Source organism: bacterium (assembly GCA_016789445.1).
In the GTDB taxonomy this organism is placed as follows: domain Bacteria; phylum Patescibacteriota; class Minisyncoccia; order Phycocordibacterales; family UBA2100; genus UBA10103.
In genome coordinates this window covers 150,689-172,833 of the sequence record JAEUQT010000003.1, presented here as the reverse complement: position 1 = coordinate 172,833, position 22,145 = coordinate 150,689, and the positions used below count along the sequence as shown (strand labels likewise).

Here is a 22,145-nt window from a genome sequence, read left to right as displayed (position 1 = left end):
TATGAAGAAAGCATACGTATTAGGCGGGATAGTAATCCTTGCGCTTGTGGGCATTACTTTGCTTGCAAAGAACAATCCCATTTCCTCAACAGGAAATGCGCTTACGGAAAAAATCTATGTGGCAGTAGAGGAAGAAGGGACTGTGAATGTCATTGACCCTGCTACAAACAAATCAATCAAAGTTATAGATCTCACTGAACAAGAAACTGAAACGAAATATCTTCCGCACAATATTCAAGCGTCCCCAGATGGGAAAAGCATTTGGGTAACAGCTAATGCTGGGATGGAAGAAGGACACGCTTCTATATTTGTCTCTACTGCATACGCTGACGAAGGACATGGAGAGATGAATATGGACACTGGAGATCAGGTTATCGTCATCGATCCTCAAGAGGACGCCATAATCAAACGAATACCGCTTGGAAGCGGTCAGCATCTGGCGCACGTCGTGTTTACTCCAGATGGATCTACAGCACTTATTGCAGCGCAGGAGACAAATAAGCTCTACAAAGTCGATACTAGCAATTTCTTGCAAACAGAGATTAGTCTGCCCGAAGGAAGCGGTCCCCACGGCATGCGACTCTCTCCTGACGGAAAAATTGCATACGTTGCGTTTATGGATGGAAAGGGGCTTGGTATCGTTGATCTGGTAAATGGAACGACAGAGATAAAACCTCTTAATGGTTCTGCTGTTCAGACAGCGGTTACTCCTGATGGTAAATATGCAACTGCGTCAGTTTACGAAACTCGCAGTATCGCTCTTTACGATACTGCTCTCAAATCAGTATCGTATGTAGCTCTGCCAGAGGGTTCTCAGGGACCAGTGCAACTGTATCCGACTTCAGACTCTCGTTACGTCTATATTGCAGATCAAGGTGTTCTACAAAACCGACCTGCAAACAACAAGCTGTATAAACTGGATCTTCAAACGAAGGAAGTAACTGAAAGCATTGCTGTCGGGAAAGCTCCTCACGGCGTGGTCATAAATGAAGATAACAGTAGGGCGTATATCACAAACCTTGAAGGAGGCACTGTCTCTGTGGTTGATACGGAAACAGACAAGGAAATCACCCAAATATCAGTAGGCAGTAAGCCCAATGGTATAAGTATCTGGAAAGGTCAAAGCGTTTCAGGAGAGAAGACTGCTCTTATGGGTGAGGAGATGACAGTATATAAAACAAAGACGTGTGGTTGCTGTCACGTTTATGTGGAGTATCTTGAACAGGAAGATGTGAACGTAAAAGCAGTAGATGTCGCAGACCTTACTGCTATAAAAGACCAATACGGCGTTCCAAGTGATCTACAGAGCTGTCACACTTCTATAGTTGGAGGCTATGTAGTTGAGGGTCACGTACCACTTGAGGTAATAGAAAAATTGCTCGCAGAAAAACCAGCCATCAAAGGTATTTCCTTGCCTGGAATGCCTTCAGGTTCTCCAGGAATGCCAGGACCAAAGACAGAGAAATGGACTATCTATGCAATCGGGAATGATAGTGAAGTGACGGAGTTTATGAGTTACTAACATTAAACTCGCGATACAAGCAGCATAGGAATATGAAATAAAAACCACTCATATCGAGCCAGTGTCGCGAAATTCTTGGGCTCAATTAAGGATACGCACAAGCGTAAGGATTGCGTCGAGATTTCCAAACTGATGGAGAAGGCATCGAAATCGAAGCCTGAGATGTGGGGGCTTCGATCGTCGGTTTCGGACGACGGAAGCAGATCTACGCGAACGGGAAGGAGGCGGAATGGATGACGATCGGCTTCGCGCCGCGTAAGCAGAACATCGCGTTGTACGGCCTCAAGGTCTTCACCGTCACCCGTGCCGGAGTGAAAGAGAAGAAAGGCGATAACGATTTCCTTTTGAAACTCGGGAAATACAAAGAAGGCGGCGGGTGTCTCTATATCAATAGGCTTTCGGATATCGATACGAAAGAGCTTGAGAATATCATCAAGCTGGCGATGAAGCGCGTTAAGTAGGAGTACAATCACTCCATGAGCCTCGAATCACGAAAGGTACAGTCCCTCATCCTCTTCCTCACCGCACTTGTTTGTTCACGGACGATGTTTGTCTCATTCAATGACCCCGAAGGGCCGAATCTGCTGGTGATCGCGGTGGGGGCAGTGGTGATATGTGCGGCGTCATGGATCGCGAATCGATTCGTGCCGGCAATTTCCCGTTCGAAGGGCATCGCGAAGATCCTGTTGATGATCGCGGTCCAAGCCGTCGTTACGACGATTCTCTACTTCGCGTTGAAATAGGAAACTGCCTGCGGGGCGGGCGGGTTTCTTATTCGACTCCCAGCAGCGTGTGCGCTTTGATCCTCGAGAACTCGCCGAAGACGCCGGTGGCGCCCGATACTCCCGCAGGCGCGAGTATCTCGGCGGCGTAGTGTTGCTGGAATGCGACGACGGCCTCGTGGGTACGTGCCGCGAAGACGTTCGACTCGTTTCCGCGAGATCCTGCGCCCGCCGCACTGACCGCGAAGCCCTGGCAGTTGAGGAATTTCTGCAGCTCGCGTACATCGTCGCCCGTCATGCCCTGCCGCAGTGAGCGAGTGAAGCGGTATGACGGGCAGGGGCCAGTCGCTGGTGTGACTGCGGCGGAAGCCGCTGCGGCCGTCTGCGCCGACGAGAATGCCTGCGGATACTCGCGCATCAATTGCTGCGCGAAGGCGGTATTGCCGGATGCGAGGAGATTCTTCACACGATCCATGACGGACGTGCCGCCGCCGCTTATTGATGATCGCGGGGAGTCGGATTCGGAATCTTCCTCGTCTTCCGCGGGGCACTGGCTCGTCGTGAACGTCGTGTCCGACGCATATCCGGTGCCAAACGTGTTCGTTGCATAGGCCGCATAGTGATACGTCGTGCCGCAGGTAAGGCCGGTGATGGATGCGGTGAACGCACCGGCGCCGAATGTGCCGGATTCCGTGGTCGTCGCCCCGTACGAAGCGCTCGCTCCGTAGACGAAACCGCGTGCGGTACTGCTCGCGGTGCCTTCCGAGGTGATCGTGCCGTTGCCGGTACCGCTCGTGGTCGATACTGAAGAGGCTGCTTGCGTCGTAACCGTAGGGGCTGTCGCGCCGGTGATGACTCGTGCCGTACTGCCACCAACCGCAACGAACCTGTTGTTCCCATACGTAATGCCTGACCACCCGCTGCCCGAGACCGCATCCTGTATGCTCCACGTGATTCCGTCGGAGGAGACAATCACCTTGCCTACGGTATTGGAGGGAACCGCAACAAACGTATCGCCTCCGTACGCAACCGAACTCAGTCCCGCGCTAAACCCGCTGGGGAATGATCTGCTCGTCCATGAGGAGCCATTGGGAGAGGTGTCGATGGCCATATTCCCCGCTACGGCCACGAATACTCCATTGCCGTACGCGAGACTCCTCCACGCGAAATTGCCGTCCATCGTGTGCAGATTCCACGTGGCACCGTCGGCGGAAGTCATCGCGCTATCACGATCATTGACCGCCACGAACGTGCCGTTGCCGTACGTGACTGCTTTCCATGTCGTGGCGCTTACCGAGTGCGGTGTCCACGTCACTCCGTCGGTCGAGGACATGGCTCTGTTCGTGCCGGTATCGGCAACGGCGACAAACGTGCCGTTGCCGAAGGTAACGGATTCCCATGAGTTATCTTCGGCCGGCGTCTGGGCCGTCCACGTTTCGCCGTCGGGGGAGGTCATCACCTTGGTGGTGCCGACATTGGCCACCGCCACGAACGTGCCGTTGCCGTACGTAACTGATTTCCACGTGCTGTCGGTAGTACCGACTGGGGCCGATCGAGCGGTCCACGTAATGCCATCAGGAGATGTCATAACCCGATTGGTGCCATTGGAGGAGACCGCAACGAAGATGCCTTCGCCGTATACGACGGACTGCCATGAATTATTTTCTGCCGCGGTTTGCGCAGACCACGTAATAGAAGCCGCATGTGCGGGCTGTGTCGCGAGCAGCGAGGAGAAGAGACATGCAAGGAGAATGCCGCGGTGTATTCGAGGGGCTTTCATTCGCTACCATAGTATCGCGCGTCGGCGATACCGTACACCTTTATAGGGCGAGTCGCGGGAATAACGACTGCTCGTCGTTGCGTAACCGACATGCTCGTGAGGTATTCATGCATGTTATACTTGGGCGCATGAAATCCGTACGCGGACTCGCTGCCCTGCATGCACTGCCGGTCTTTGTTGCGATTCTTGCGGCCTTCGGCAGCTTTTCGTACGCGCATGCGCTCGCCGTCGTTGCTGGTAGTAATGCGACAACGACGCCGAATGTCGCGACGTCCATCCCCGGCTTCCAGATAACCGGTAATGCCGCGTCGACGACTCCCGTGAAGCTCCGCGTCACCAGCGGAACACTCACCGTTTCGGCGACGACGGGCGTTACTATTTCCGGAAGCGGCAGTGCGACGGTGAACCTGAGCGGTACCGTCGCGAATCTCAATACCGCGCTCTCGACGCTCAAATATACCCGTAGCTCTACCGGCTCCGATACGCTTGAAGTCTCATTAGTGAATGCCAATCAGGTGTATTGGTCGGGGAATGGTCACATGTATGAATACGTGAGCACGAGCCGGACATGGGCCGAAGCGAAAGCTGCCGCAGAAGCAGCTTCGATAGACGGCGTACCTGGCTATCTCGCCACCATGTCGACCACCAGCGAGAACGCATTCGTCGCACCACGCACCACCGGTGACGGCTGGCTCGGTGCGCGTGATTGGACTCAGGAGAAGCGGTGGGTATGGGAGACCGGTCCCGAAGCAGGTTCATGGTTCTTCCAGGAATCGGACGGTGGAGGAGGGACGACGCAGACGGGCTGGTTCGCCGGCTGGGCGGGCGGTGAACCGAATGATTACAACGGGGATGATGCGACCGGTGATGAAAGCGGCGGTGAAGACTGCGGCTACATGTTCGGTGGCGGGAGCGGGAACTGGAACGACTATCCGTGTTCGACATCGCAGGGGTACATCGTCGAGTATGGGACCGACGGCAATCTGCCTCAAGTCGTCGCGGCGACCTCTTCAATCGTGACGGCCGACGTTCCGGCACTCACCGCGCTCTCACCGTTGAATAACGCGACCAATGTAAGCTCGACCGCGAACCTCGTCATCACGTTCAGCAAGACCGTGACCGCCGATACGGGGAATATCCTCATCAAGAAGGATTCCGATGATTCGACGGTAGAGAGCATCGCGGTGGGAAGCGGGCAAGTGACCGGCGGCGGCTCGACCAGCATCACGATCAATCCGAGCATAACGTTCGACGACAGCACCGCGTACTATGTGATCATCCCGAGTACCGCGTTCAAGGACGCTTCGAATAACTACTTCAGCGGTATCTCATCGGATACCGTCTGGGCGTTCACGACGGGGGACTCGACCGCTCCTTCTCTTTCTTCCATAACTGCATCATCGACCGCGAGCACGACAGCAGGCGTCGCGTGGACAAGCAATGAATCCGCATCGAGCAAGGTCGTGTTCGGCCTCACGTCAAGCTATAGCTCGACGACGCCGGAGAGGGATACGTCATCGCGCGTGACTTCCCACTATCTCGGACTCGCTCCGCTCCTGAGCTGCACCACGTATCACTATGCCGCCGTCTCGCGCGATGCGGCTCTCAATAGCGCGACATCATCAGACGCTACCTTTACGACGTCGGGTTGTACCGCCGATATCGAGCCTACAGCGGCGACCTCGACGGCGATGACCTCTAGCGGCGGCGAGACGAGCGTGGAGGATGGCGGTAAGACATTCTCGGTAAGCGTGCCCAATAACGCGACGACTTCTTCGTTCGTCATCCAAGTGAAGGCGATACCGAGTGATGATGTGCTGGCGACACTCGGCCGACCGACGGCCAAGCCGACGGAAGTGGGCGCGACTGTCTTCGATGTGAAGGCGATCGTCAACGGCACGACCGAATTCGATTCCTTCGACGCGGAAGTGACCATCGAGTACCAGTACACCGACAGCGAAATCAGCGGCTTGGATGAATCGACGCTCAGGCTCTACCACTATACGAACGGTTCGTGGGCGCAGCTCAACGCCTGCACCGTAGATACGGGTGCCAACACGATCTCGTGTACGACCCCGTCGTTCTCGATCTTCGGGCTTTTCGGTAGCGCGATCTCGTCGGGCGGCGGTGGCGGTACCACGATACAAGGCCGTGTGGCGAACCTGCGCGCATCCGGCAATCTTGCGCTCGCGGATGAGTTGGTGCGTCAGTATCCACAGGCGTTCGCTTCGACGCAGACTGCTGCCGCTGCTGCGGTAACTTCCGGCACCTGCCCGAAGTACACGTTCACACGCTCCCTGAAGAAGGGCATGACAGGTGAGGATGTGCGTGCGCTTCAGCAGCTGATGAACTGCCTCGGCTTCAAATTGGGGGAGAGTGGTGCGGGCGCGCCCGGCGCGGAGACCAATCTTTTCGCACAGCGTACGTTCGATGCGGTCGTGAAGTTCCAAGAGAAATACGCGAGCGAGGTCCTTGCCCCGATCAATGCGACGAAAGGCACTGGATTCTTCGCGACGTATTCTATCAAGAAGGTGCATCAGCTGATGGGGGGCGAGTGAAGCGGCATCAGCCGCGTTCCTGCTGCAGCGTGGCTTCGACGAACGGGAGCGGCCAGCCGTGCGCGAGGCGGCTGAGCGCGACGGCTTTCTCCCGCATCCCGACGCCCGGCGGCGCAGGCTCCGGCGGGAGCGTGATGCCGGAGAACGCCTGGCTCGTCTTCCCCTCGATCATGAGCCTGATATAGAAATGGTATCGCGGAAGGTTCGTGAGATCGCTCTCGGTGACCGGCGCGAATCCCGGCGCGATGACCTTCGCGTCCTCCGCGCTCACTTCGAACGCGAGCTGCGTCCCGACGTTGCCGAAGACCGCCTCGCGGATGCCGTCGGTGAGCTGGGCGAGGTACTGGTGCGCGAGATGGATGCCGAGCCCGTACTTGCGGGATTCGCTGAGCAGGCTCTCGAAAGTATCGGTCGCGAAGTTCTGGAACTCGTCCACGTAGAGATAGTAGGGCGTGCGGACGTCCGCGCTGCGCCCGGCGCGCGCGAATACCGCGGATTGGAGCCGGGCGAGGAGGATGAGGCCGAGCAGGTGCGCGTTCGTCTCGCCGATGCGGCCCTTGGAGAGGTTGGCGAGGAAGATGCTGCGGTTGTCTATCAGGTCCGCGAAGCGGAAGCTGTTCACGCGCTGCCCCATGATGGTGCGCATGAGCGGGTCGCTCAGGAAGGGGCCGAATTTGGAGAGGAAGTAATTGAGCATCTCGCTCTTGTGGAAGGAGGAAGTGTGCGCCATCTGCTTCGCCCAGAAATCGATGACCGTCGCATCCGTGAGGAAGCGCCGACGCTCCCGCTCGAAGCCGGGATCTATGAAAAGGCGCGGGATATCCAGCAGGCTCCCGCCGGGGCCCGCCATGACGGTGAGCGCCGCGTTGCGGAGCCAGTGCTCGAACTGCGGGCCGATGATGCCGGAGCGCTGCGGATCGAAGAGCTTGTAGAAGATGCGGATGCATTCGCTCGCGAGGAAGCCCTTCTCGGCGTCGTCGCCCGCTTCGAGGAGATTGAGCCCGAAGGGGTGCAGCGCATCTCCCGGGTCGAAGAGTACGACGTCCTTGAGCCGCTCCCGCGGTATGCGCGCGAGCAGCCACTCGACGGAATCGCCGTGCGGATCCATGAAGCAGACGCCTTCGCCGTTGCGGATATCCTGCAGGCAGAGATCCTGGAAGACGCTCGATTTGCCGACGCCGGTCTTGCCGAGGAGGTACAGGTGGCGCAGGCGGTCCGGCGCGGCGAGCGTGATCGGGGAGCGCTTCCCGCGGAATTCGTTGATGCCGATGGTGACGCGGTTCATAGGACCATATCAAGGGGCAGCAGCTCGAAGTACGCCGGATCGGGCGCAGGCGGCGCTTCGCGGGGCATGGCTGCGGCGGAGAGATAATCGCGCTCGTATTCGAGCTTCACGCGGATGAGATCCGCGAGCGCTGCGGGGATATCCCTCTCGATGGATCGCAGCAGCGCCGTGCGCTCCCGGTAGAGTTCCGCGGCAGCTTCATGTCGCAGGGAGGCGTTCATACGCGAGTATCGGCGAGCAGCGCTTGCGTGAGGAGGGTTTCGCACGTCTCCTCGACGAAGCGCTTCACGGGGCGTGCGCCGAAGCGCGGGTCGGCAAGGTCATTGATGCGGTCCATCAGCGTCTCCGTCTCGATATCGAAGCGCACGCGGTGCGCGGCGAAGCGCTGTTCGAGCTTGCGGATCTCGAGGCGCGCGATGCGCAGCAGCGCAGGCGCAGCGAGCGGTTTGAAGACGATGATGGCATCGAAGCGGTTCAGGAATTCGAGCCGGAACGTCCGCGCGAGGACCGGCAGCACCGTATCGCGCACGAACGCCGGATCGTCGGTATCCGTCCCCCGCGCGTGCGCTGCCAGTATCTCGGGCGCCGCCGCGTTCGAGGTAGCCATGATGATGGCGTCCGCAGCGTTCACCGTCTCGCCGCGGCCCGAGGTCAGTCGCCCGTCATCGAGGAGCTGCAGGAAGATGTCGAAGACCTTCGGATGCGCCTTCTCGATCTCGTCGAGGAGGACGAGCGAGTGCGGCTCGCGGCGCAGGGCGTTGGTGAGCGCGCCGCCTTCCTCGTGGCCGAGATATCCCGGCGGCGCGCCGATAAGCCGCTGGACGGTATGTTCCTGTTGGAATTCCGACATGTCGAAACGCGCGAAGCTCTTCGCGCCGCCGAACATGAGCGCCGCGACCGCTTTCGCCGTCTCCGTCTTGCCGACGCCTGACGGCCCGAGAAGGAGGAAGGAAGCGGGGCGCTGCGGATCGTGCAGGCCGAGCTTCATCCGCTGCAGCGCTCCAGCGATGCGAGCGGTTGCGCCGGGCTGGTCGGTGATGCGGGCGTTCAGCTGTTTCTCGATGTCGAGCGCATCGCGCAGGCCGCCGGCGGAAAGCGACGCCCGAGGGACGCCCGTCTTCGCTTCGATGGCGCGACCGAGCGCGTCCGTGCCGAGCACTTTCGCGCCCGATGCCGCGGCGAGGGCGATGCCCTCATCGAGGAGGGATATCGCGCTGCGCGGCAACGCGCCGAGCGTCGGGTGCCGCCGCGCGAGCGCGACGGCCTCCGCGATCATGTCATCGGGCACGATGATCGGCTGTGTCCCGAGCCGCCGCAGCTTGCGGGAGAGCACCCGCCGGCACTCGGCATCCGGCTGTTCTTCGAGCGCGATGGCGTCGAATTCCCGCGCGAACGCGGGGCATTCGCGCTCGAGCCACGCATGCTGATGCGGCTCGAGCGCGAGGATGAGATGCGCGTCCCGGCGCGCAAGCAGGTGGCGGTAGAGCCGGTAGGCGCGCGGGACGAGCGCCGCATCCTGACGGATGGCGCGCCCGAAGTCGTCGACGAAGAAGACGCCGGCGGGCAAGCTGCGCAGCGCGCCGGCGTACCATGCTTCGGCGGCCGGGTCATCGAGTTCCGCGAGGTGCGCCGCATCGAGCTGGGCGATGACCGGCGGCTGATGCCGGTTGCGCAGGAGGCGCTGTATCCAGCCGTACGCGAGCGCCGTCTTGCCGACGCCGGATGGTCCCACGAGGCAGACGTTCGCATTCACGCGCCGGCGCAGCATGCGATCGAGGCGCTCCAGTTCCGCCTCGCGGCCGACGAGCGCGGGAAGCTTGCCGGCGGCTTCGGCGCGGAGGTCGTAGTAGGGTATGCGGCGCGGCTTCATATGAGTGAATCATCCGCGTGCGCGGGAGAGTTCGATGATGATGCCGTCACGGCTCCGGCGCGCGTGCGCTATTGCGTGCGGCTGCACTGGATCCGACGCGCTGCCGGCAGATGCTGCAGATGGGAAGAAGGGCGGGACCGTGCCGCGCGTTTCGGACGCAGGACGTGGTCCAGGAAGCGGGGATGCGGACATCGCTTCGCGGGCCGGCTCCTCCTCGGGGAGCATCGTCTCGCGTCGGATGTCTGAAGATTCGCGTGGAGCCGTCTCGCGTCCGGCGGAGAGGTCGTCTTTGAGGAGCTCGATGAGCCAGGCATCCGCGCCGCTCTCCGCGTGCGCGATCGTTTCAGCGCTTCCGGCAACGCGCGCTTCGGCATCCGGCATTTCGATCCCAGGCTGCATCTCCGATCCCGCGGCGCGGCGCTTTTCGTGGAAATCCCACGGGGCTTCGGCCCGCTTCGCTGCTGCCGGGAGCGAAGCGTCTTCTTCGCGGCGATGCGCGATCTCGTGCTTGTGGATCTCGTAGGAGACGGTGCCGTCTTTCCCGAGCATGAGCTGGGTCACGTAGAGCGTCTCGCCGTCGGGCGTCTTCTCACGGTAATCGGGCAGGAAGAAGACGGCGTTCGTGCCTTCTTTCCATTGCGCGAGCATCTCGCGGTGAAGCGCCGCATCCTCGTTGACCCAGATGCTGCCGTCCGGCGCGCGGACATGCTCGCCGTCGAAGCGATAGCCGCTCTCGCCCCGCTGCTCGAGCGTCCAATCATCCGCCTCGCCGCCTTTCTGCTCGAGGACGGCCTGCAGCGCTTCATCCGCCGCGGGTTCCGGTGCAGGGAATTCCTCGGGCGGACGGGCGATCTCGTGATACGCCGTCTCTGCCTCGAGCTGCTCGTCCTGGTATCGTTCGGTCTCCATAGTATGAAAAATCCCCGCCGAGCGGGGATCGTGCGGCGCCGCGAGGCGCGGATCCTGCTCGGGAATGACGACCGCGCGAAGACCGGACTCGTCCGGAGCGAGGCTCCGGCATCACCGTTGCGGCACAGTGCGGGGTTCAGACCCGACTTCCACGCGCGGTCGTGGATGATAATTATATAGATGAGTATCTATATTTAACCAGTGGATAACGTAATCAGAAACGAAGGGAAAGCGGCGTCAACTGCTGCCGGTCGTTCCCGCTGACGGCTCATGCCGTCAGCGGGACAGGTTCGATCTCACAGGTGCCGCCGGCGCAGGCGAGCTCGCGGGCCTGCTCGGTCTCGTCGGTGCGCTCGTAGGTGACGAGCTTCGAATAATCGATCGCCGGGAACGCGGCGGCGAGACGTTCATACGTCGCCTCGTCGATGGCCTCGTAGGGCGCGAGCTGGTAGACGTGGTTCTCGCGCGGCAGGAACGAGAGGCCGCCGATGATGTCCCAGTTCTTCTCGAGCCAGCCGACGACGCCGATCCATTCGTCCTCGCCGATGGAGACCGTGGCCGAGGGGTTATGCTCCGTATAGTTCAGCTTGACCTTCTTCCAGTACTCAAGCTGCTCGAGGGCGGAGAGATCGTTCTTGAAGACCGAATCGTCCGGCGCCTTGATGGGGAATTCCAGCACGTACGTCGTCGCGTTTTCCGCGGTCTGACCCACCTCCGGATGATGCGGCACGCCTTGGTCGCGCATGAGCTTGAAGAGGGAATCCGTCGCCGAGATGCGGATGCGGCGGATGTAGTATTTCGCGTGGCGCGGGTGCAGCCCCGAGGAGCAGTCGAAGGTCTGGGAGACGGTGCCGGAAGGCTTCACTGCCGTCACCGCCATCGAGGCGGGGACGCCGAACCGCTTGGCGTACTTCGCGTTCGCCTTCACGGCCGTCTCGCGCATGCTCCGGAGCATCTCAGCATCGCGGACCGCGGGGCAATCCCATTGCCCGGTGATCGAGACGCCGAGCAGGCGTTCCTGCTCGCAATTCTCCGTCCATTCTTTCGAGATATACCGGAAACTCGTGAGCGTGGATTGGTAGGTGCCGAGGAGCGCCGCGAGGCGGGCCTTGCGCAGCAGGCTCTTCGGCGTGTCATCCGCGCGGGCGATGACCTCGGAGAGATTGCAGAACTGCTTCGGCTGCAGGAGGATCTCGCCGCACGGATTGGTGCCGATCTGCCCGATGAACCCCTTGCGGACGCCGCCGTACTTCTTGTCGAGGAACGCGCGGCGGCGTTCCGGCATGGTCTTCTCCAGCGAGCCGCGGTTGAAGATGCCGCGCTCGCCGGTTCCGCTCTTCATGAGCGCCACCCACTCGTCCATGAGCTCGGTATTGCTCGGCCGCGTCTCGTAGACGGCGGAGTTGTTCGCGACGGAGCGGTGCGGATCAGTGAGATAGAACTGTCCCTTCTTCGCGTCGCGGATCTCTGCGTCATCAAGGTCGGAGAGCGAGATCATCGCGGTGCGGCGCACGCCGCCGGCGACCACGCACTCGCCGATCTTGCAGATGATGTCGTGCGCGTCGATATTGCGCAGGCGCCGCCCCTGCCGCTTAAGGATGCGGTCGCGCGCAAAGGCAAGGAGGTTGCGCAGCGGCTCCGGGCCGGAGGCCTTGCCGCCCATGGTCTTCAGTCGCGCGCCGGCGGGCCGGATGCGCGAGAAATCGAAATCGACATCCTGGCCGGCGTACCAGGCGCGCAGGCCGAGAGTGAGGGCGTCGCACCAGCCTTCCTTGCTGTCGCCGACGACGTGGGTCGCCAGCTTCTCGCCGGTCTGCTTCTCGATCTGCGGCAGCTGCTGGATATTCTGGCTCTCTGCCGCGAATCCCACTCCGCATCCCTGCATCGAGAGGTACATGATCTCGGCGAAATCCTCGAGCTTCGTCGGCGCGGTGAAAGTGCAGTTGTAGACGCAGGTGTGGCAGCGGCGCGCGGGCTCGCCGGAGAACTGCATCGCGCGCATGGAGGGCATCACTTCCTGCCGGAGGATCGCCTCGCGCACCTCCGCATATTCCTTCGCCGTCAGCGTGTCGCCGAGGTTCTCCCGCATGAAATCCACGTACCGGTCCACCGTCTCGATCCAGGTCTCGCGGCGCTGCTCCTTCTCGATCCAGCGCGCGTAGGTGCGCAAGTAGACGAACTCGCCCAGCGGGTTGTCCGTGAAGTACTTCGCGCTCTCCTCGGCGAGCTTCTTCACGCGCTCGGGCACGACGCCCTGCTCTTTGCGCGCCTCCGAACGCTTGGCGCGGTAGAGAATGTACGCTTTCGCCGACGCGACGTAATCGCTCAGCATGAGCTGGCGTTCCACCTCATCCTGGCATCCTTCGACGCTCGGGAGGAAGTTCTTGTATGTCTTCGCGATGCGCATCATCTCGCCAGCGACCTTGTGCGCGACGACGTGCGCCTCCTCGACGGAGCCTTCGTGCGAGGCGAGCATCGCCTTGTGGATCGCCTGTACGACCTTCTCGAACTCGAAAGGGAGGATGCGGCCGTCGCGTTTCTGGATGCGCGGCAAGTACTTCGCATAGACCCGCGCGGCCGCGGATTCGGCGGCGGACGCCTGATCAGGGGCTGAAGAAGCGCCCCGGTGGATAACGGTGTGTGCACGCGACATAGAGGGGTGATATATTGATGCTAATCAATGTATTTTACGTATAGATATCCATCTATGAATCGAAAAGCGGTGGGGATAAGGAAGAGCAGAACGAAAACGAAGGAACGTCCAGAGGACCGCGTCTATAAGCGCCCGTCGTGGGTCAAGAGCGGAGAAGACATGCTCTGCCCCGAGTGCTTCAAGGCGGTGGGGGATCGCAACCGCTATAAGCTCATTTGCCTTTTAGGTAAAGAACCGGAGGGTCTTACTGTCACGAAGCTTACGGATGAACTGAAGCTGACCCAGCCGACCGTGACGCACCACCTCAACACGCTGCGCGAAGTCGACGCCGTCGATGTCGAAAGCCGCGGCCGCGAACGCATCTACCGCCTGAATCGCGACGCACATTGCTTCGACGAGTGCCAGATACCGTATAATTGAACCCGGTATGTCATCCCGTACAAGAACGCGTGCCGGATGGGCGTATGCGGCCGCCGCGATTTTCGCGCTCATCCTTGCCGCTGCAGCCGCGATCATGTACTTCGGCGCCGGCAACCTCTTCGCACTCTATCCGCTCATCCATTACTCGGTGATGCAGGGACTCGGCATCACGATCGCGGTATCCGCGCTCGCCTTCTTCGTGCTCCGCATCGTCTACCGCATGCATTCGAAGCTCCTGGCGGTGTCGCTCAGCGTGTTCGTGGCCGGCGGGCTCCTCTATATGTGGGCCGACAAGACGTACTCGCCGCATTTCGCGATGCCAGCGTTCATGCACGTCTATCATCCGGGCGGCCATCTGCCAGATCTCCCGTTCAAGAACGTACTCGTATTCATCAAGGGTTTCGGCGATTTCGAATACGTGGGAGATATCGGTGCCGATCCGACCGACGTACCGCCGCCCATCATGCGTACCGGGAGCGAGACAGTGCGGATATCGCTGACGGCCCAGGAGGTGATCGCGGAAGTCGCGGACGGCATCTATTTCAACTACTGGACCTTCGACAAGCAGGTGCCGGGGCCGATGCTCCGCGTACGCGAGGGCGATACCGTCGAGATGACCATCACCAATCATCCCTCGAGCCTGCACGGCCACAACATAGATCTTCATGCGGTGACCGGCCCCGGCGGCGGCGCGACGCTCTCGCGCGTCGAACCGGGCGAGACCAAGGTATTCACGTGGAAGGCACTGCAGCCCGGCCTCTATATCTATCATTGCGCGACGCCCAACGTGAGCACGCATAATTCGCACGGGCAGTACGGCCTCATCCTCGTCGAGCCTGCCGAGGGGATGCCGCCGGTCGACAAGGAGTTCTATATCGTGCAGGGCGAGCTGTACACCAAGGGTGCCATCGGCAAGAAGGGGCTCACCATCTTCGACGGCAACGCGCTCCTCGACGGTATCCCGAATTACGTCACCTTCAACGGTCGTATCGAGAAGGAGGGCGAGCCGCGCATGACGGTGAAGACGGGGGAAAAGGTCCGCATCTTCGTCGGCAACGGCGGCGTGAATCTCATCTCCTCCTTCCATCCCATCGGCGAGATATGGGACACGGTCTACGCAGAAGGCGGTATCGGGGCCGAGCCGCATCGGAACATCCAGACGACTGCCGTTCTGCCCGGCGGGGCAGCCATCGTCGAGTTCACGGCGGAAGTGCCGGGAGACATCGTCCTCGTGGATCACGCGCTCGCGCGCATGAACAAGGGCGCCTGGGCGATCATCAGGGTCGAGGGCGAGCCGCGGCCGGATATCTACGCTCCCGGTAACGGATCCGTACAGGCACCAAGCGGCGGCTACGGTTCTGAAGAAAGCTCACATGCAGGCCATTAGATGCTTCCTCGTATCGTAAGGAAGGGGGTCAAACCAAATCGCTTGAGAGCAGTTCGCCTGCCGTGTCTCTCTTTTCTGGTATACTCGCCTCAAACGAGGTTCGCGATAGGCGCAAGAGCGGTCGTTCTTCTCAGCATCAGCGGTTGGTATGCCGTCGATGCGGGGCTGTTCGATGCGCGCAGCGATACTGAGCCGGAGTTCGAACCGGTTGCCGGCCATTCCGGTGAATCTCCCTGCAACGAGCATTTTGACGAGGCGCCGACGCTTACATCGCTTCCCGCGATTCCTGAGCCAGTGCAGAAGGCAGAGTTCGTTGTGACATCGTACTGGGTGGACATGACGCCGGAAGAGTCGGCAGTGTATGGAAACCCTTCCCAACGCAACGGCCCGTCGCGTGTCGCATCCAGGCAGGGCACTGGAATCTCGAGGAGGTGCTGGAGGAACTTGATGGACTGAAAGCCCCGACGGGCGCACGCGGCGGCTACATGGAACAGCAGAGGGTCTTGGATATCGCGCGCCGCGTGGAGGCGATCCTCGATGCCGAAGACGTTACTATCGATCTTCTCGATGCGACGGTGCCGACGGTTTATCTTGCGGACGCGTTCATATCGATCCACGCCGACGGCGCGACGAGCGCGAGCGTGAACGGTTTCAAGATATCAGGGCCCCGCCGGGATTTCGCTGGCAAAGCGGACGCTGCATGAGCGGCTATTATGCGTTTAACTGGCGACCCTATCACCATGCAGTGCATCCACAGACGCTCGCGGCGATCGTGGAAACTAGCTTTATGATGAGTGAGAAGGATTGCGCCGTCATCGTCGATCAGCCGGAAGTGATGGCGAAGGGGATTGCCGAGAGAGTACCGACGTTGCTTCGCCTACAGGGTGCGAATCCCGTTCGCACGTACCGCACGCTTTCAGAATGATACCGCGCAAACGTAGCGCAGAGAGCGTTTGACAAACGCGCATAATTTGATATCATTCTTCTTATCAATTTCAGGGCTGATCCAGAGAAGCAGGGATCGACCTCCAACTCCAGCAACTGCACTTGATACTTTACCCACTTTCCCAAAGCATCATGCAGACAGGAACTATCGCTCGTCTCACGGACAAGGGCTTCGGCTTCATCAAGGTCGAAGGTCAGGCGAAGGATCTCTTCTTCCACTCTTCGGAGTTGCAGGGAGTTTCTTTCGACTCGCTCCGCGAAGGTGACACGCTCAGCTTCGAGATCGCGGAAGGCCCGAAGGGCCCGAACGCTATCAAGATCAGCAAGGCATAGTCGCTTTCTCAAACAGCGCCCCGAAAGGGGCGCTGTTTGTTTTGGGCGGTATACTAGGGCGATATGGATCGAACAATGACGACGCTCGGCGTCCTTCTCGCGGTGCTTCTTATCGCGTTCTTCTGGTTCAATAATTACATCTACGGTGCGAAGCAGGCGGATATGTCGGCGTATTCTTCCGGTTCGTATGCGTATAGCTGCGACAACGGCGCCGGATTCACGATGTCGCCGGCAGCGGATATGAGCAGCATCTATCTGCAATCGGGGGATGCCGGGAACATCCTCACGAAAGTCGCGGGGACGAACGCCCGCTACGAGGGGGATGGCATCGTGCTTGCCGGCAACGGCGAGACGATCGTCATCACCGCGCCGGGGCTTCAGACGAGCTGCACGCCGGTGCCGGATGCTGAGAATGCGCCGTTCAATTTCGGAGACCCTGAACACGGCGCAAGCGAGGCGTGGACGCCGGATCGCATCACGCTTGAAGGCGAATACGTGTGTCTCCCGCATCGCGATACTTCCGGCGTGCAGACCGATGAGTGTGCTGCGGGCATCAGGACCGATACGGCATACTACGCGCTTGATTTCGCGCTTGCGTCGCAGACGTCGGAGCTCACCGTGGGAGATCGCTTCACGGCGAGCGGCATCTTCACGCCGGTTGAGACCTTGAGCAGTGATCGCTGGCAGCAGTACGACATCAAGGGGATATTCTCGGTGACGGATTTCACGGAGCTTTAAAAAGAAAGACCGCCGGTATGGCGGTCTTTTAGTCAGACAGGCAGTGGTTGCAGATCCGGAACGGACGGACCGCGCACTTGTGCGAATCTCACGGGGGAGCGCGCAACGAGCGTCCTGAAGAGATAATCGGCAAGCGGCAGAACCACGTTAAGGTTTTTGTTCGGGAACCGATGATGCAGGATGTGGTGGCCGTTGAGCCGCCTGAACATCCGCGTCGTCTCGAACCACCGACCCTTCGGCACGTGCATGCACCAGTGCAGGTATTCGTAGGTGGCGAAATATGCTGACGCCACGACGAGCGCTGATCCGAAGATCAGCCATGCGCCCGGTGTCCATCCATACAGATGGAAGACCATCGTCACCGTAAAAAACGGCACGATGCCTAATGCGACGATGACGGGGCCGTTCCACCACGCCATCCGGACCTTGTCCTTGCTCTGGGTTGTCAGGTGGTAGTCGAGACCGCTGAAGAGGCCATGATGCGTGAGTGCGTGAGCCTTATAGGGATAGGTGAACCTTCCCAACGGTTGGTGCATCACGTACTTATGCAGGAGCCATTCAGCGACCGAAGCGTATACCACGCTCACCCCTACGAGGAGGGAGATGAGCATGATAGCGAGCAGTGCGTCCATCATTGGGGACTCCTTTCTTTTTAAGAGCTGCTCCGCAGAAAGTGTAGCAGATGCGCGGATGCAGCAACCACCTCCCGGATACTTGCGAAACATGGTAAGGTGTGTCGTCATGTCGAATGATGCAACGATCGTCCGTTTCGAGGACGTCTCATATGAATATGGCGCCAAGAAGCAGATCCTCGACAGGGTCTCGTTCGGTATCCGCCGCGGCTCGAAGCTCACGCTCATGGGTCAGAACGGTGCGGGAAAGAGCACGCTCTTCAAATTGATCACCGGCGAGCATCAGCCGGAAGACGGCGAGATCCATCGCGCGGGGAAACTCTCGATCGCGCTCTCGCGACAGGTCATCCCGCGCGCGGAGATGGATCTCACGGTGCGCGAATTCTTCGAGAAGTGTTTCGACCACAAGGTGTACGACATCGATCCGCGCATCGATGAAGTTCTGGAAGTGGTGAATCTGGTGGGGCACGCGAAGATGCATGAGCGGGTCATCAAATCGTTCTCGGGCGGACAGCAGGCGCGGTTGCTCCTCGCTTCTGCGCTTATCCAGGATCCGGATCTTCTTCTATTGGATGAGCCGACGAACAATCTGGATAAAGCAGGCATCGCGCATCTCACGCAATTCCTTATCGACTACGATAAGTCGGTCATCGTCATCTCGCACGACGCCGACTTCTTGAATGCGTTCACGCAGGGCGTCCTGTATCTCGATGTGCATACGCACACAATCGAGCAGTATGTAGGAAATTACACGAATGTGCTCAAAGACATCACGGCGCGCGTCGAGAAGGAGAACATGAAAAATGCGCAGCTCGAGAAGACGATCGCCGCGAGCAAGGAGAAGATGAACTTCTTCGCGCAGAAGGGCGGCAAGATGCGTCTGGTGGCGAAGAAGATGCGCACGAAGATCGAGGAGGCGGAGGAGGATGTCGTGGATGTGCGTCGCGAAGATAAGACGATCAAGGGCTTCACGATCCCAGCGCAGGAGGATCTTGCGGGGCCGATTCTCACCATCGATTCGTACACGACGCTCAAGGATCACAAGCCGAAGAAGCATACGAAACATCTCGAACTCAAGAAGAAGCAGCACCTCTTGCTGACGGGGCCGAACGGCATCGGCAAGAGCACGCTTCTGGAGAGCATCGCGAACGGAACCGCGGAGGGTGCGGTCATCCAGAAGGGAATCCGTGTCGGGTATTACCGGCAGGATTTCTCAAACCTCGATTTCGAAAAGACGGTGTATCAGGAATTAGCGAAGGCGATGAAGATCGAATTGGAAGAGAAGCTGCGCGCGACGGCGGCGGGATTCCTTATCACGGGGGACATGATCCACGCGAAGATCGGACACCTTTCGGAAGGGCAGAAGGGGCTGGTCGCTTTGGCGCGACTCGTGCTGCTCAAACCCGGACTTCTCATTCTCGACGAGCCGACAAATCATATGAACTTCCGACATCTCCCGGTCATCGCGAAGGCGCTCGATCAGTACGAAGGCGCGATGATCCTCGTCTCGCACGTGCCGGAATTCGTGAAGCAGATCCGCATCGACGAGACACTCGATCTCGCGAAGAATTAGGACACGTTTCTTCGCTTCGGTAAGCGGGACTGAAATGCTAGACTGGGCATATTATCCTTACTTCTCAATCTTTATGACTGACGAAACACAGGTTCCTGCAGGTGAACCGGCTGAGGTAACCCCGGCACCGGAGGCAGCTCCGGAAGCACCGACGGAATAGCCCTACGAGCAATGCAGAAAACCGGCCGCACGGCCGGTTTTGCATTTAGAGACCGAGGGACTTGAGGAAGGTCGCGAGCTCGTCGCCTTGGATGGGGCGGTGCTGGCCCGCTTGGAGGCCTTTCAGGGAGATGTTCATGATGCGTACGCGCTGGAGCGTGTTGACGACATAGCCGAGCGCGGCGCACATGCGGCGGATCTGGTGCTTCTTTCCCTCGGTAAGCACGATGGAGAATTTGTTCTCGCCCTGCACATCCACGGTGCAATCCTTGGTCGTGTAGCCTTCGATGTTCACACCGCTTTCCATGCGCTGCTTGAAGTTCGATTTGAGCATTTCTTTCGTCGTGACGATGTATTCCTTCTCGTGCGCGAATTCGGGGTTCAAGAGCTTATCGGTGATGCGGCCGTCATCGGTGAGGATGATGAGACCGCTGGAATCCTTGTCGAGGCGGCCGATAGGGAAGACGCCTTTTACGGGGATGATCTCGACGATCTCTTTCTCGCCTTCCTGCGGGGAATGCGTGATGATGCCGCGCGGCTTGTGGTAGGCATAGTAGCGGTACTTCTTCACGCGGAAGAGGACTTTCACGTCGTCGCTCTCGTGCACCTTGTCGCCGAGTTTGGCGGGCTTCCCATTGATGAGGACCTTGCCGGCAGCGATGAGTTCATCCGCCTCACGCCTCGTGCACAGGTTCTTGTGGGCGAGGTATTTATTGATGCGCATCGGGTAGCCCTCCGTAGGGGTTGGGCGAGGAGGACGAGCAGGGGGATTTGGGCGGGAAGGACGGACTGGCCCCATCGAACGATTCGGACGACTACGTTTAGGTCGAGAAGGTCGGTTCATACGTTTTCGTGCGCAGTATACGCATATTCGCCCGCAATGCGACCGGTGGTCCAGGCGAGCTGGAGGCTGTAGCCGCCCGAGGGACGGTTTACATCTAATACATCCCCGGCCAAATACAGATTGCGGCTGAGGCGCGAGCGCATGAATCGGGTGTCGACTTCGTCCAAGATGACGCCGCCGGAAGTCACCACCGCTTTGTCGAGGCCCAAGAGACCCTTCACACTCACCGGAATGTGCTTCACGAGCTTCATGAGTCGGACGCGTTCTTCGCGGGCGACGGCATTGCAGGTCTTCTCGCCGTCGATGAGTGAGAGCTGCAGGAGGATCGGAATGAGCGCGGATGGCGCGAGTTCTTTAAGACTGTTTTTTAATTTTTTCGTGTCGTTTTCCTTGAAGATCTTCTGCAAGAGACTGTTCACTTTCTCGTAGCCGAGGTTCGGTTGGATATCGAGATCGATGACGACGTCGCCGTATTGCAAGAATTCGCCGATCTCGCGGCTTGCGTTGAGGATCGCGGGGCCGCTGAGGCCCTCGTGCGTGATGAGGACTTTGCCGCGGAAGCTTTTGAGCTTTTTCTCGTACTGGAAGAGCGTGAGCTTCGCATCGGGAAGTGCGACACCGGCGGCGCGCTTCACCCATGCGTCGTGGACGCTGATAGGGACGAGCGCCGCATCGGCCGTACGGACGGTGTGACCGAGTTCGGAGAGCCATTTGAAGCCATCACCGGTGGAACCGGTCTCGGGGCGTGATTTGCCGCCGGTAGCAAGGACGAATGCGCGGCCGTCGATGAAGGTCCCGTCCTTGAGTCGCGCGCTCGCGATGCGACCGTTTTCCGTGACGAAGCTGGCGACGGGTGAGCGCGTCTCGATCTGCACATTGCCGTCTTCCATGTAGCCGACGAGGGTGTCGCGGACGGTCTGTGCGTTTTCCGTGATAGGGAACGCGCGCTTCTCGTTCTCGACTTTGAGCGGCAATCCACGGCCTTCGAAGAATTCGTAGGCATCTTGCGACGAGAATGATGCGTAGGGAGATGCGAGATACTTTCCTGCCTCGCCATATTTTTCGAGGAGCGTGCGGGTTTCGAATTCGGCGTTGAGGATGTTGCAGCGACCGCCGCCGGTGATGAGAAGTTTCTTGCCGAGGATCGGATTCTTCTCTACCAAGAGCACGCTCGCGCCTTTCTCGGCTGCGCGACCTGCTGCCATCATCCCTGCGGGACCGCCGCCGATCACCACTACATCCCAGCGTCGATTCCCTAAGCTCATTGCGGAATCCTACCACGGTCGATATCCTGAATAGGTGTCGAAATTCTACGTCTATATTGTGGAATGCCGTGACGGCTCGCTCTACACTGGCATCGCGCGTGATGTCGCGAAGCGCGTGAAGGAACATAACGAAGCGAAAAATGGCGCGCGGTATACAAAATCGCGGCGGCCCGTCCGGTTGCGGTATTCGGAGGGGAAGAAGGATAGAAGTGCGGCACTCGTGCGCGAGGCGGCTTTGAAGAAGCTTTCGCGTGAGGAGAAGCTCGCCCTTATCGGCAGGAAATAAGCTATAGTAGTGCGCATGGCAGGAGACGGAGAGATCAAACAGCTCAAGGAGATCAAGAAGGAGCTCGTCGAGATCCGTGAGCGCACCGCGAGTCCGAAGCATTCGTTCATCAACGGCGTCCTCTACGGTGCGGGTGCGCTGGTGGGAGGCATCGTAGCGGTGGCCCTCATCGGTTGGATCCTGAACGTGCTCGGCATCATCCCGGGGTTCAGCGAGTTGTCGGACTACGTGCGTTCGCTCATCGATCAGCTCCCGCGCCGATAA

Annotated in this window: 23 protein-coding genes; 13 read left to right on the top strand and 10 right to left on the bottom strand. The window is 59.6% G+C overall.

Features of this window, described 5'->3' with window-relative positions:
• The first annotated feature begins 1 nt into the window (after position 1).
• The 3 genes from JNK62_04665 (at position 2) to JNK62_04655 (ending at position 2,265) form a co-directional block, all read left to right on the top strand.
• Positions 2-1,522, top strand: a complete 1,521-nt coding sequence (locus JNK62_04665) for a hypothetical protein (GenBank protein MBL8158799.1) — start codon at positions 2-4, stop codon at positions 1,520-1,522.
• 164 nt (positions 1,523-1,686) lie between these two features.
• The gene (locus JNK62_04660) at positions 1,687-1,983 is read left to right on the top strand and encodes a DUF1801 domain-containing protein (protein ID MBL8158798.1); all 297 of its coding nucleotides are present in this window, start codon (positions 1,687-1,689) and stop codon (positions 1,981-1,983) included.
• Positions 1,984-1,998: 15 nt separating this feature from the next.
• Complete coding sequence (locus tag JNK62_04655) at positions 1,999-2,265, top strand: hypothetical protein (GenBank protein MBL8158797.1); 267 nt, start codon at positions 1,999-2,001, stop codon at positions 2,263-2,265.
• 28 nt (positions 2,266-2,293) lie between these two features.
• Here the strand turns inward: JNK62_04655 and JNK62_04650 are convergent, their stop codons facing one another.
• The gene (locus JNK62_04650; protein MBL8158796.1) at positions 2,294-4,024 is read right to left on the bottom strand and encodes a peptidoglycan-binding protein; all 1,731 of its coding nucleotides are present in this window, start codon (positions 4,022-4,024) and stop codon (positions 2,294-2,296) included.
• A 128-nt stretch (positions 4,025-4,152) separates the two neighbouring features.
• On the opposite strand from JNK62_04650, the gene JNK62_04645 reads away from it, so the two are divergent.
• Complete coding sequence (locus tag JNK62_04645; protein MBL8158795.1) at positions 4,153-6,582, top strand: Ig-like domain-containing protein; 2,430 nt, start codon at positions 4,153-4,155, stop codon at positions 6,580-6,582.
• 7 nt (positions 6,583-6,589) lie between these two features.
• On the opposite strand, the gene JNK62_04640 is transcribed toward JNK62_04645, so the two are convergent.
• From JNK62_04640 to JNK62_04620, 5 genes are all read right to left on the bottom strand, one after another.
• A complete protein-coding gene (locus JNK62_04640; GenBank protein MBL8158794.1) occupies positions 6,590-7,867 on the bottom strand; it encodes a TraM recognition domain-containing protein in 1,278 nt (425 codons plus the stop codon).
• The gene (locus JNK62_04635; protein MBL8158793.1) at positions 7,864-8,088 is read right to left on the bottom strand and encodes a hypothetical protein; all 225 of its coding nucleotides are present in this window, start codon (positions 8,086-8,088) and stop codon (positions 7,864-7,866) included. The genes JNK62_04640 and JNK62_04635 overlap by 4 nt, the downstream gene beginning before the upstream one ends.
• Positions 8,085-9,737: an ATP-dependent Clp protease ATP-binding subunit gene (locus JNK62_04630; protein ID MBL8158792.1), complete on the bottom strand. Its 1,653-nt coding sequence runs from the start codon at positions 9,735-9,737 to the stop codon at positions 8,085-8,087. Before JNK62_04630 ends, JNK62_04635 begins: the two co-directional genes overlap by 4 nt.
• A gap of 9 nt (positions 9,738-9,746) precedes the next feature.
• Positions 9,747-10,646, bottom strand: coding sequence for a hypothetical protein (locus JNK62_04625; GenBank protein MBL8158791.1), 900 nt, complete (start codon positions 10,644-10,646; stop codon positions 9,747-9,749).
• 268 nt (positions 10,647-10,914) lie between these two features.
• Positions 10,915-13,299: a ribonucleoside-triphosphate reductase gene (locus tag JNK62_04620; GenBank protein MBL8158790.1), complete on the bottom strand. Its 2,385-nt coding sequence runs from the start codon at positions 13,297-13,299 to the stop codon at positions 10,915-10,917.
• A 54-nt stretch (positions 13,300-13,353) separates the two neighbouring features.
• On the opposite strand from JNK62_04620, the gene JNK62_04615 reads away from it, so the two are divergent.
• Both JNK62_04615 and nirK read left to right on the top strand, forming a co-directional pair.
• Positions 13,354-13,719 (top strand): winged helix-turn-helix transcriptional regulator, encoded by a 366-nt coding sequence (locus JNK62_04615; GenBank protein MBL8158789.1) that lies wholly within the window; start codon positions 13,354-13,356, stop codon positions 13,717-13,719.
• A gap of 7 nt (positions 13,720-13,726) precedes the next feature.
• Positions 13,727-15,106, top strand: coding sequence for a nitrite reductase, copper-containing (gene nirK, locus JNK62_04610; protein MBL8158788.1), 1,380 nt, complete (start codon positions 13,727-13,729; stop codon positions 15,104-15,106).
• 89 nt (positions 15,107-15,195) lie between these two features.
• Here nirK and JNK62_04605 read toward each other — a convergent pair whose 3' ends face one another.
• On the bottom strand, positions 15,196-15,444 hold the full coding sequence (locus tag JNK62_04605; GenBank protein ID MBL8158787.1) for a hypothetical protein: 249 nt from the start codon (positions 15,442-15,444) through the stop codon (positions 15,196-15,198).
• A 93-nt stretch (positions 15,445-15,537) separates the two neighbouring features.
• Here JNK62_04605 and JNK62_04600 point away from each other — a divergent pair, with 93 nt between their 5' ends.
• The 4 genes from JNK62_04600 to JNK62_04585 all read left to right on the top strand — a co-directional run bounded on the left by JNK62_04600 (position 15,538) and on the right by JNK62_04585 (position 17,122).
• The gene (locus tag JNK62_04600) at positions 15,538-15,810 is read left to right on the top strand and encodes an N-acetylmuramoyl-L-alanine amidase (GenBank protein MBL8158786.1); all 273 of its coding nucleotides are present in this window, start codon (positions 15,538-15,540) and stop codon (positions 15,808-15,810) included.
• Positions 15,807-16,031, top strand: coding sequence for a hypothetical protein (locus JNK62_04595; GenBank protein MBL8158785.1), 225 nt, complete (start codon positions 15,807-15,809; stop codon positions 16,029-16,031). The genes JNK62_04600 and JNK62_04595 overlap by 4 nt, the downstream gene beginning before the upstream one ends.
• Positions 16,032-16,183: 152 nt before the next feature.
• On the top strand, positions 16,184-16,384 hold the full coding sequence (locus tag JNK62_04590; GenBank protein MBL8158784.1) for a cold shock domain-containing protein: 201 nt from the start codon (positions 16,184-16,186) through the stop codon (positions 16,382-16,384).
• A 63-nt stretch (positions 16,385-16,447) separates the two neighbouring features.
• A complete protein-coding gene (locus JNK62_04585; GenBank protein ID MBL8158783.1) occupies positions 16,448-17,122 on the top strand; it encodes a hypothetical protein in 675 nt (224 codons plus the stop codon).
• 32 nt (positions 17,123-17,154) lie between these two features.
• On the opposite strand, the gene JNK62_04580 is transcribed toward JNK62_04585, so the two are convergent.
• Complete coding sequence (locus tag JNK62_04580) at positions 17,155-17,733, bottom strand: fatty acid hydroxylase (protein MBL8158782.1); 579 nt, start codon at positions 17,731-17,733, stop codon at positions 17,155-17,157.
• A 130-nt stretch (positions 17,734-17,863) separates the two neighbouring features.
• On the opposite strand from JNK62_04580, the gene JNK62_04575 reads away from it, so the two are divergent.
• Positions 17,864-19,327 carry an ABC-F family ATP-binding cassette domain-containing protein gene (locus tag JNK62_04575; protein MBL8158781.1) on the top strand — a complete coding sequence of 488 codons (1,464 nt, stop codon included), beginning with the start codon at positions 17,864-17,866 and terminating at the stop codon, positions 19,325-19,327.
• Between the two features lie 205 nt (positions 19,328-19,532).
• On the opposite strand, the gene JNK62_04570 is transcribed toward JNK62_04575, so the two are convergent.
• Together JNK62_04570 and JNK62_04565 are read right to left on the bottom strand one after the other, a co-directional pair.
• Positions 19,533-20,210, bottom strand: coding sequence for an rRNA pseudouridine synthase (locus tag JNK62_04570; GenBank protein ID MBL8158780.1), 678 nt, complete (start codon positions 20,208-20,210; stop codon positions 19,533-19,535).
• Between the two features lie 116 nt (positions 20,211-20,326).
• Positions 20,327-21,595, bottom strand: a complete 1,269-nt coding sequence (locus JNK62_04565; protein ID MBL8158779.1) for an aminoacetone oxidase family FAD-binding enzyme — start codon at positions 21,593-21,595, stop codon at positions 20,327-20,329.
• Between the two features lie 34 nt (positions 21,596-21,629).
• Between JNK62_04565 and JNK62_04560 the strand changes: the two genes are divergently transcribed.
• Positions 21,630-21,881 carry a GIY-YIG nuclease family protein gene (locus JNK62_04560; GenBank protein MBL8158778.1) on the top strand — a complete coding sequence of 84 codons (252 nt, stop codon included), beginning with the start codon at positions 21,630-21,632 and terminating at the stop codon, positions 21,879-21,881.
• A gap of 15 nt (positions 21,882-21,896) precedes the next feature.
• Positions 21,897-22,145, top strand: coding sequence for a hypothetical protein (locus JNK62_04555; protein MBL8158777.1), 249 nt, complete (start codon positions 21,897-21,899; stop codon positions 22,143-22,145).

Excerpts from the sequence above, each read along its gene's own strand:
- JNK62_04570 (MBL8158780.1), bottom strand. The coding sequence starts at position 20,210 with ATGCGCATCAATAAATACCTCGCCCACAAGAACCTGTGCACGAGGCGT.
- JNK62_04650 (MBL8158796.1), bottom strand. The coding sequence starts at position 4,024 with ATGAAAGCCCCTCGAATACACCGCGGCATTCTCCTTGCATGTCTCTTC.
- JNK62_04605 (MBL8158787.1), bottom strand. The coding sequence starts at position 15,444 with ATGTCCACCCAGTACGATGTCACAACGAACTCTGCCTTCTGCACTGGC.
- JNK62_04580 (MBL8158782.1), bottom strand. The coding sequence starts at position 17,733 with ATGCTCATCTCCCTCCTCGTAGGGGTGAGCGTGGTATACGCTTCGGTC.
- JNK62_04595 (MBL8158785.1), top strand. The coding sequence starts at position 15,807 with ATGAGCGGCTATTATGCGTTTAACTGGCGACCCTATCACCATGCAGTG.
- JNK62_04625 (MBL8158791.1), bottom strand. The coding sequence starts at position 10,646 with ATGGAGACCGAACGATACCAGGACGAGCAGCTCGAGGCAGAGACGGCG.
- JNK62_04590 (MBL8158784.1), top strand. The coding sequence starts at position 16,184 with ATGCAGACAGGAACTATCGCTCGTCTCACGGACAAGGGCTTCGGCTTC.
- JNK62_04640 (MBL8158794.1), bottom strand. The coding sequence starts at position 7,867 with ATGAACCGCGTCACCATCGGCATCAACGAATTCCGCGGGAAGCGCTCC.
- nirK (MBL8158788.1), top strand. The coding sequence starts at position 13,727 with ATGTCATCCCGTACAAGAACGCGTGCCGGATGGGCGTATGCGGCCGCC.
- JNK62_04620 (MBL8158790.1), bottom strand. The coding sequence starts at position 13,299 with ATGTCGCGTGCACACACCGTTATCCACCGGGGCGCTTCTTCAGCCCCT.
- JNK62_04585 (MBL8158783.1), top strand. The coding sequence starts at position 16,448 with ATGGATCGAACAATGACGACGCTCGGCGTCCTTCTCGCGGTGCTTCTT.
- JNK62_04645 (MBL8158795.1), top strand. The coding sequence starts at position 4,153 with ATGAAATCCGTACGCGGACTCGCTGCCCTGCATGCACTGCCGGTCTTT.
- JNK62_04665 (MBL8158799.1), top strand. The coding sequence starts at position 2 with ATGAAGAAAGCATACGTATTAGGCGGGATAGTAATCCTTGCGCTTGTG.
- JNK62_04575 (MBL8158781.1), top strand. The coding sequence starts at position 17,864 with ATGTCGAATGATGCAACGATCGTCCGTTTCGAGGACGTCTCATATGAA.
- JNK62_04630 (MBL8158792.1), bottom strand. The coding sequence starts at position 9,737 with ATGAAGCCGCGCCGCATACCCTACTACGACCTCCGCGCCGAAGCCGCC.
- JNK62_04615 (MBL8158789.1), top strand. The coding sequence starts at position 13,354 with ATGAATCGAAAAGCGGTGGGGATAAGGAAGAGCAGAACGAAAACGAAG.
- JNK62_04565 (MBL8158779.1), bottom strand. The coding sequence starts at position 21,595 with ATGAGCTTAGGGAATCGACGCTGGGATGTAGTGGTGATCGGCGGCGGT.
- JNK62_04655 (MBL8158797.1), top strand. The coding sequence starts at position 1,999 with ATGAGCCTCGAATCACGAAAGGTACAGTCCCTCATCCTCTTCCTCACC.
- JNK62_04635 (MBL8158793.1), bottom strand. The coding sequence starts at position 8,088 with ATGAACGCCTCCCTGCGACATGAAGCTGCCGCGGAACTCTACCGGGAG.
- JNK62_04555 (MBL8158777.1), top strand. The coding sequence starts at position 21,897 with ATGGCAGGAGACGGAGAGATCAAACAGCTCAAGGAGATCAAGAAGGAG.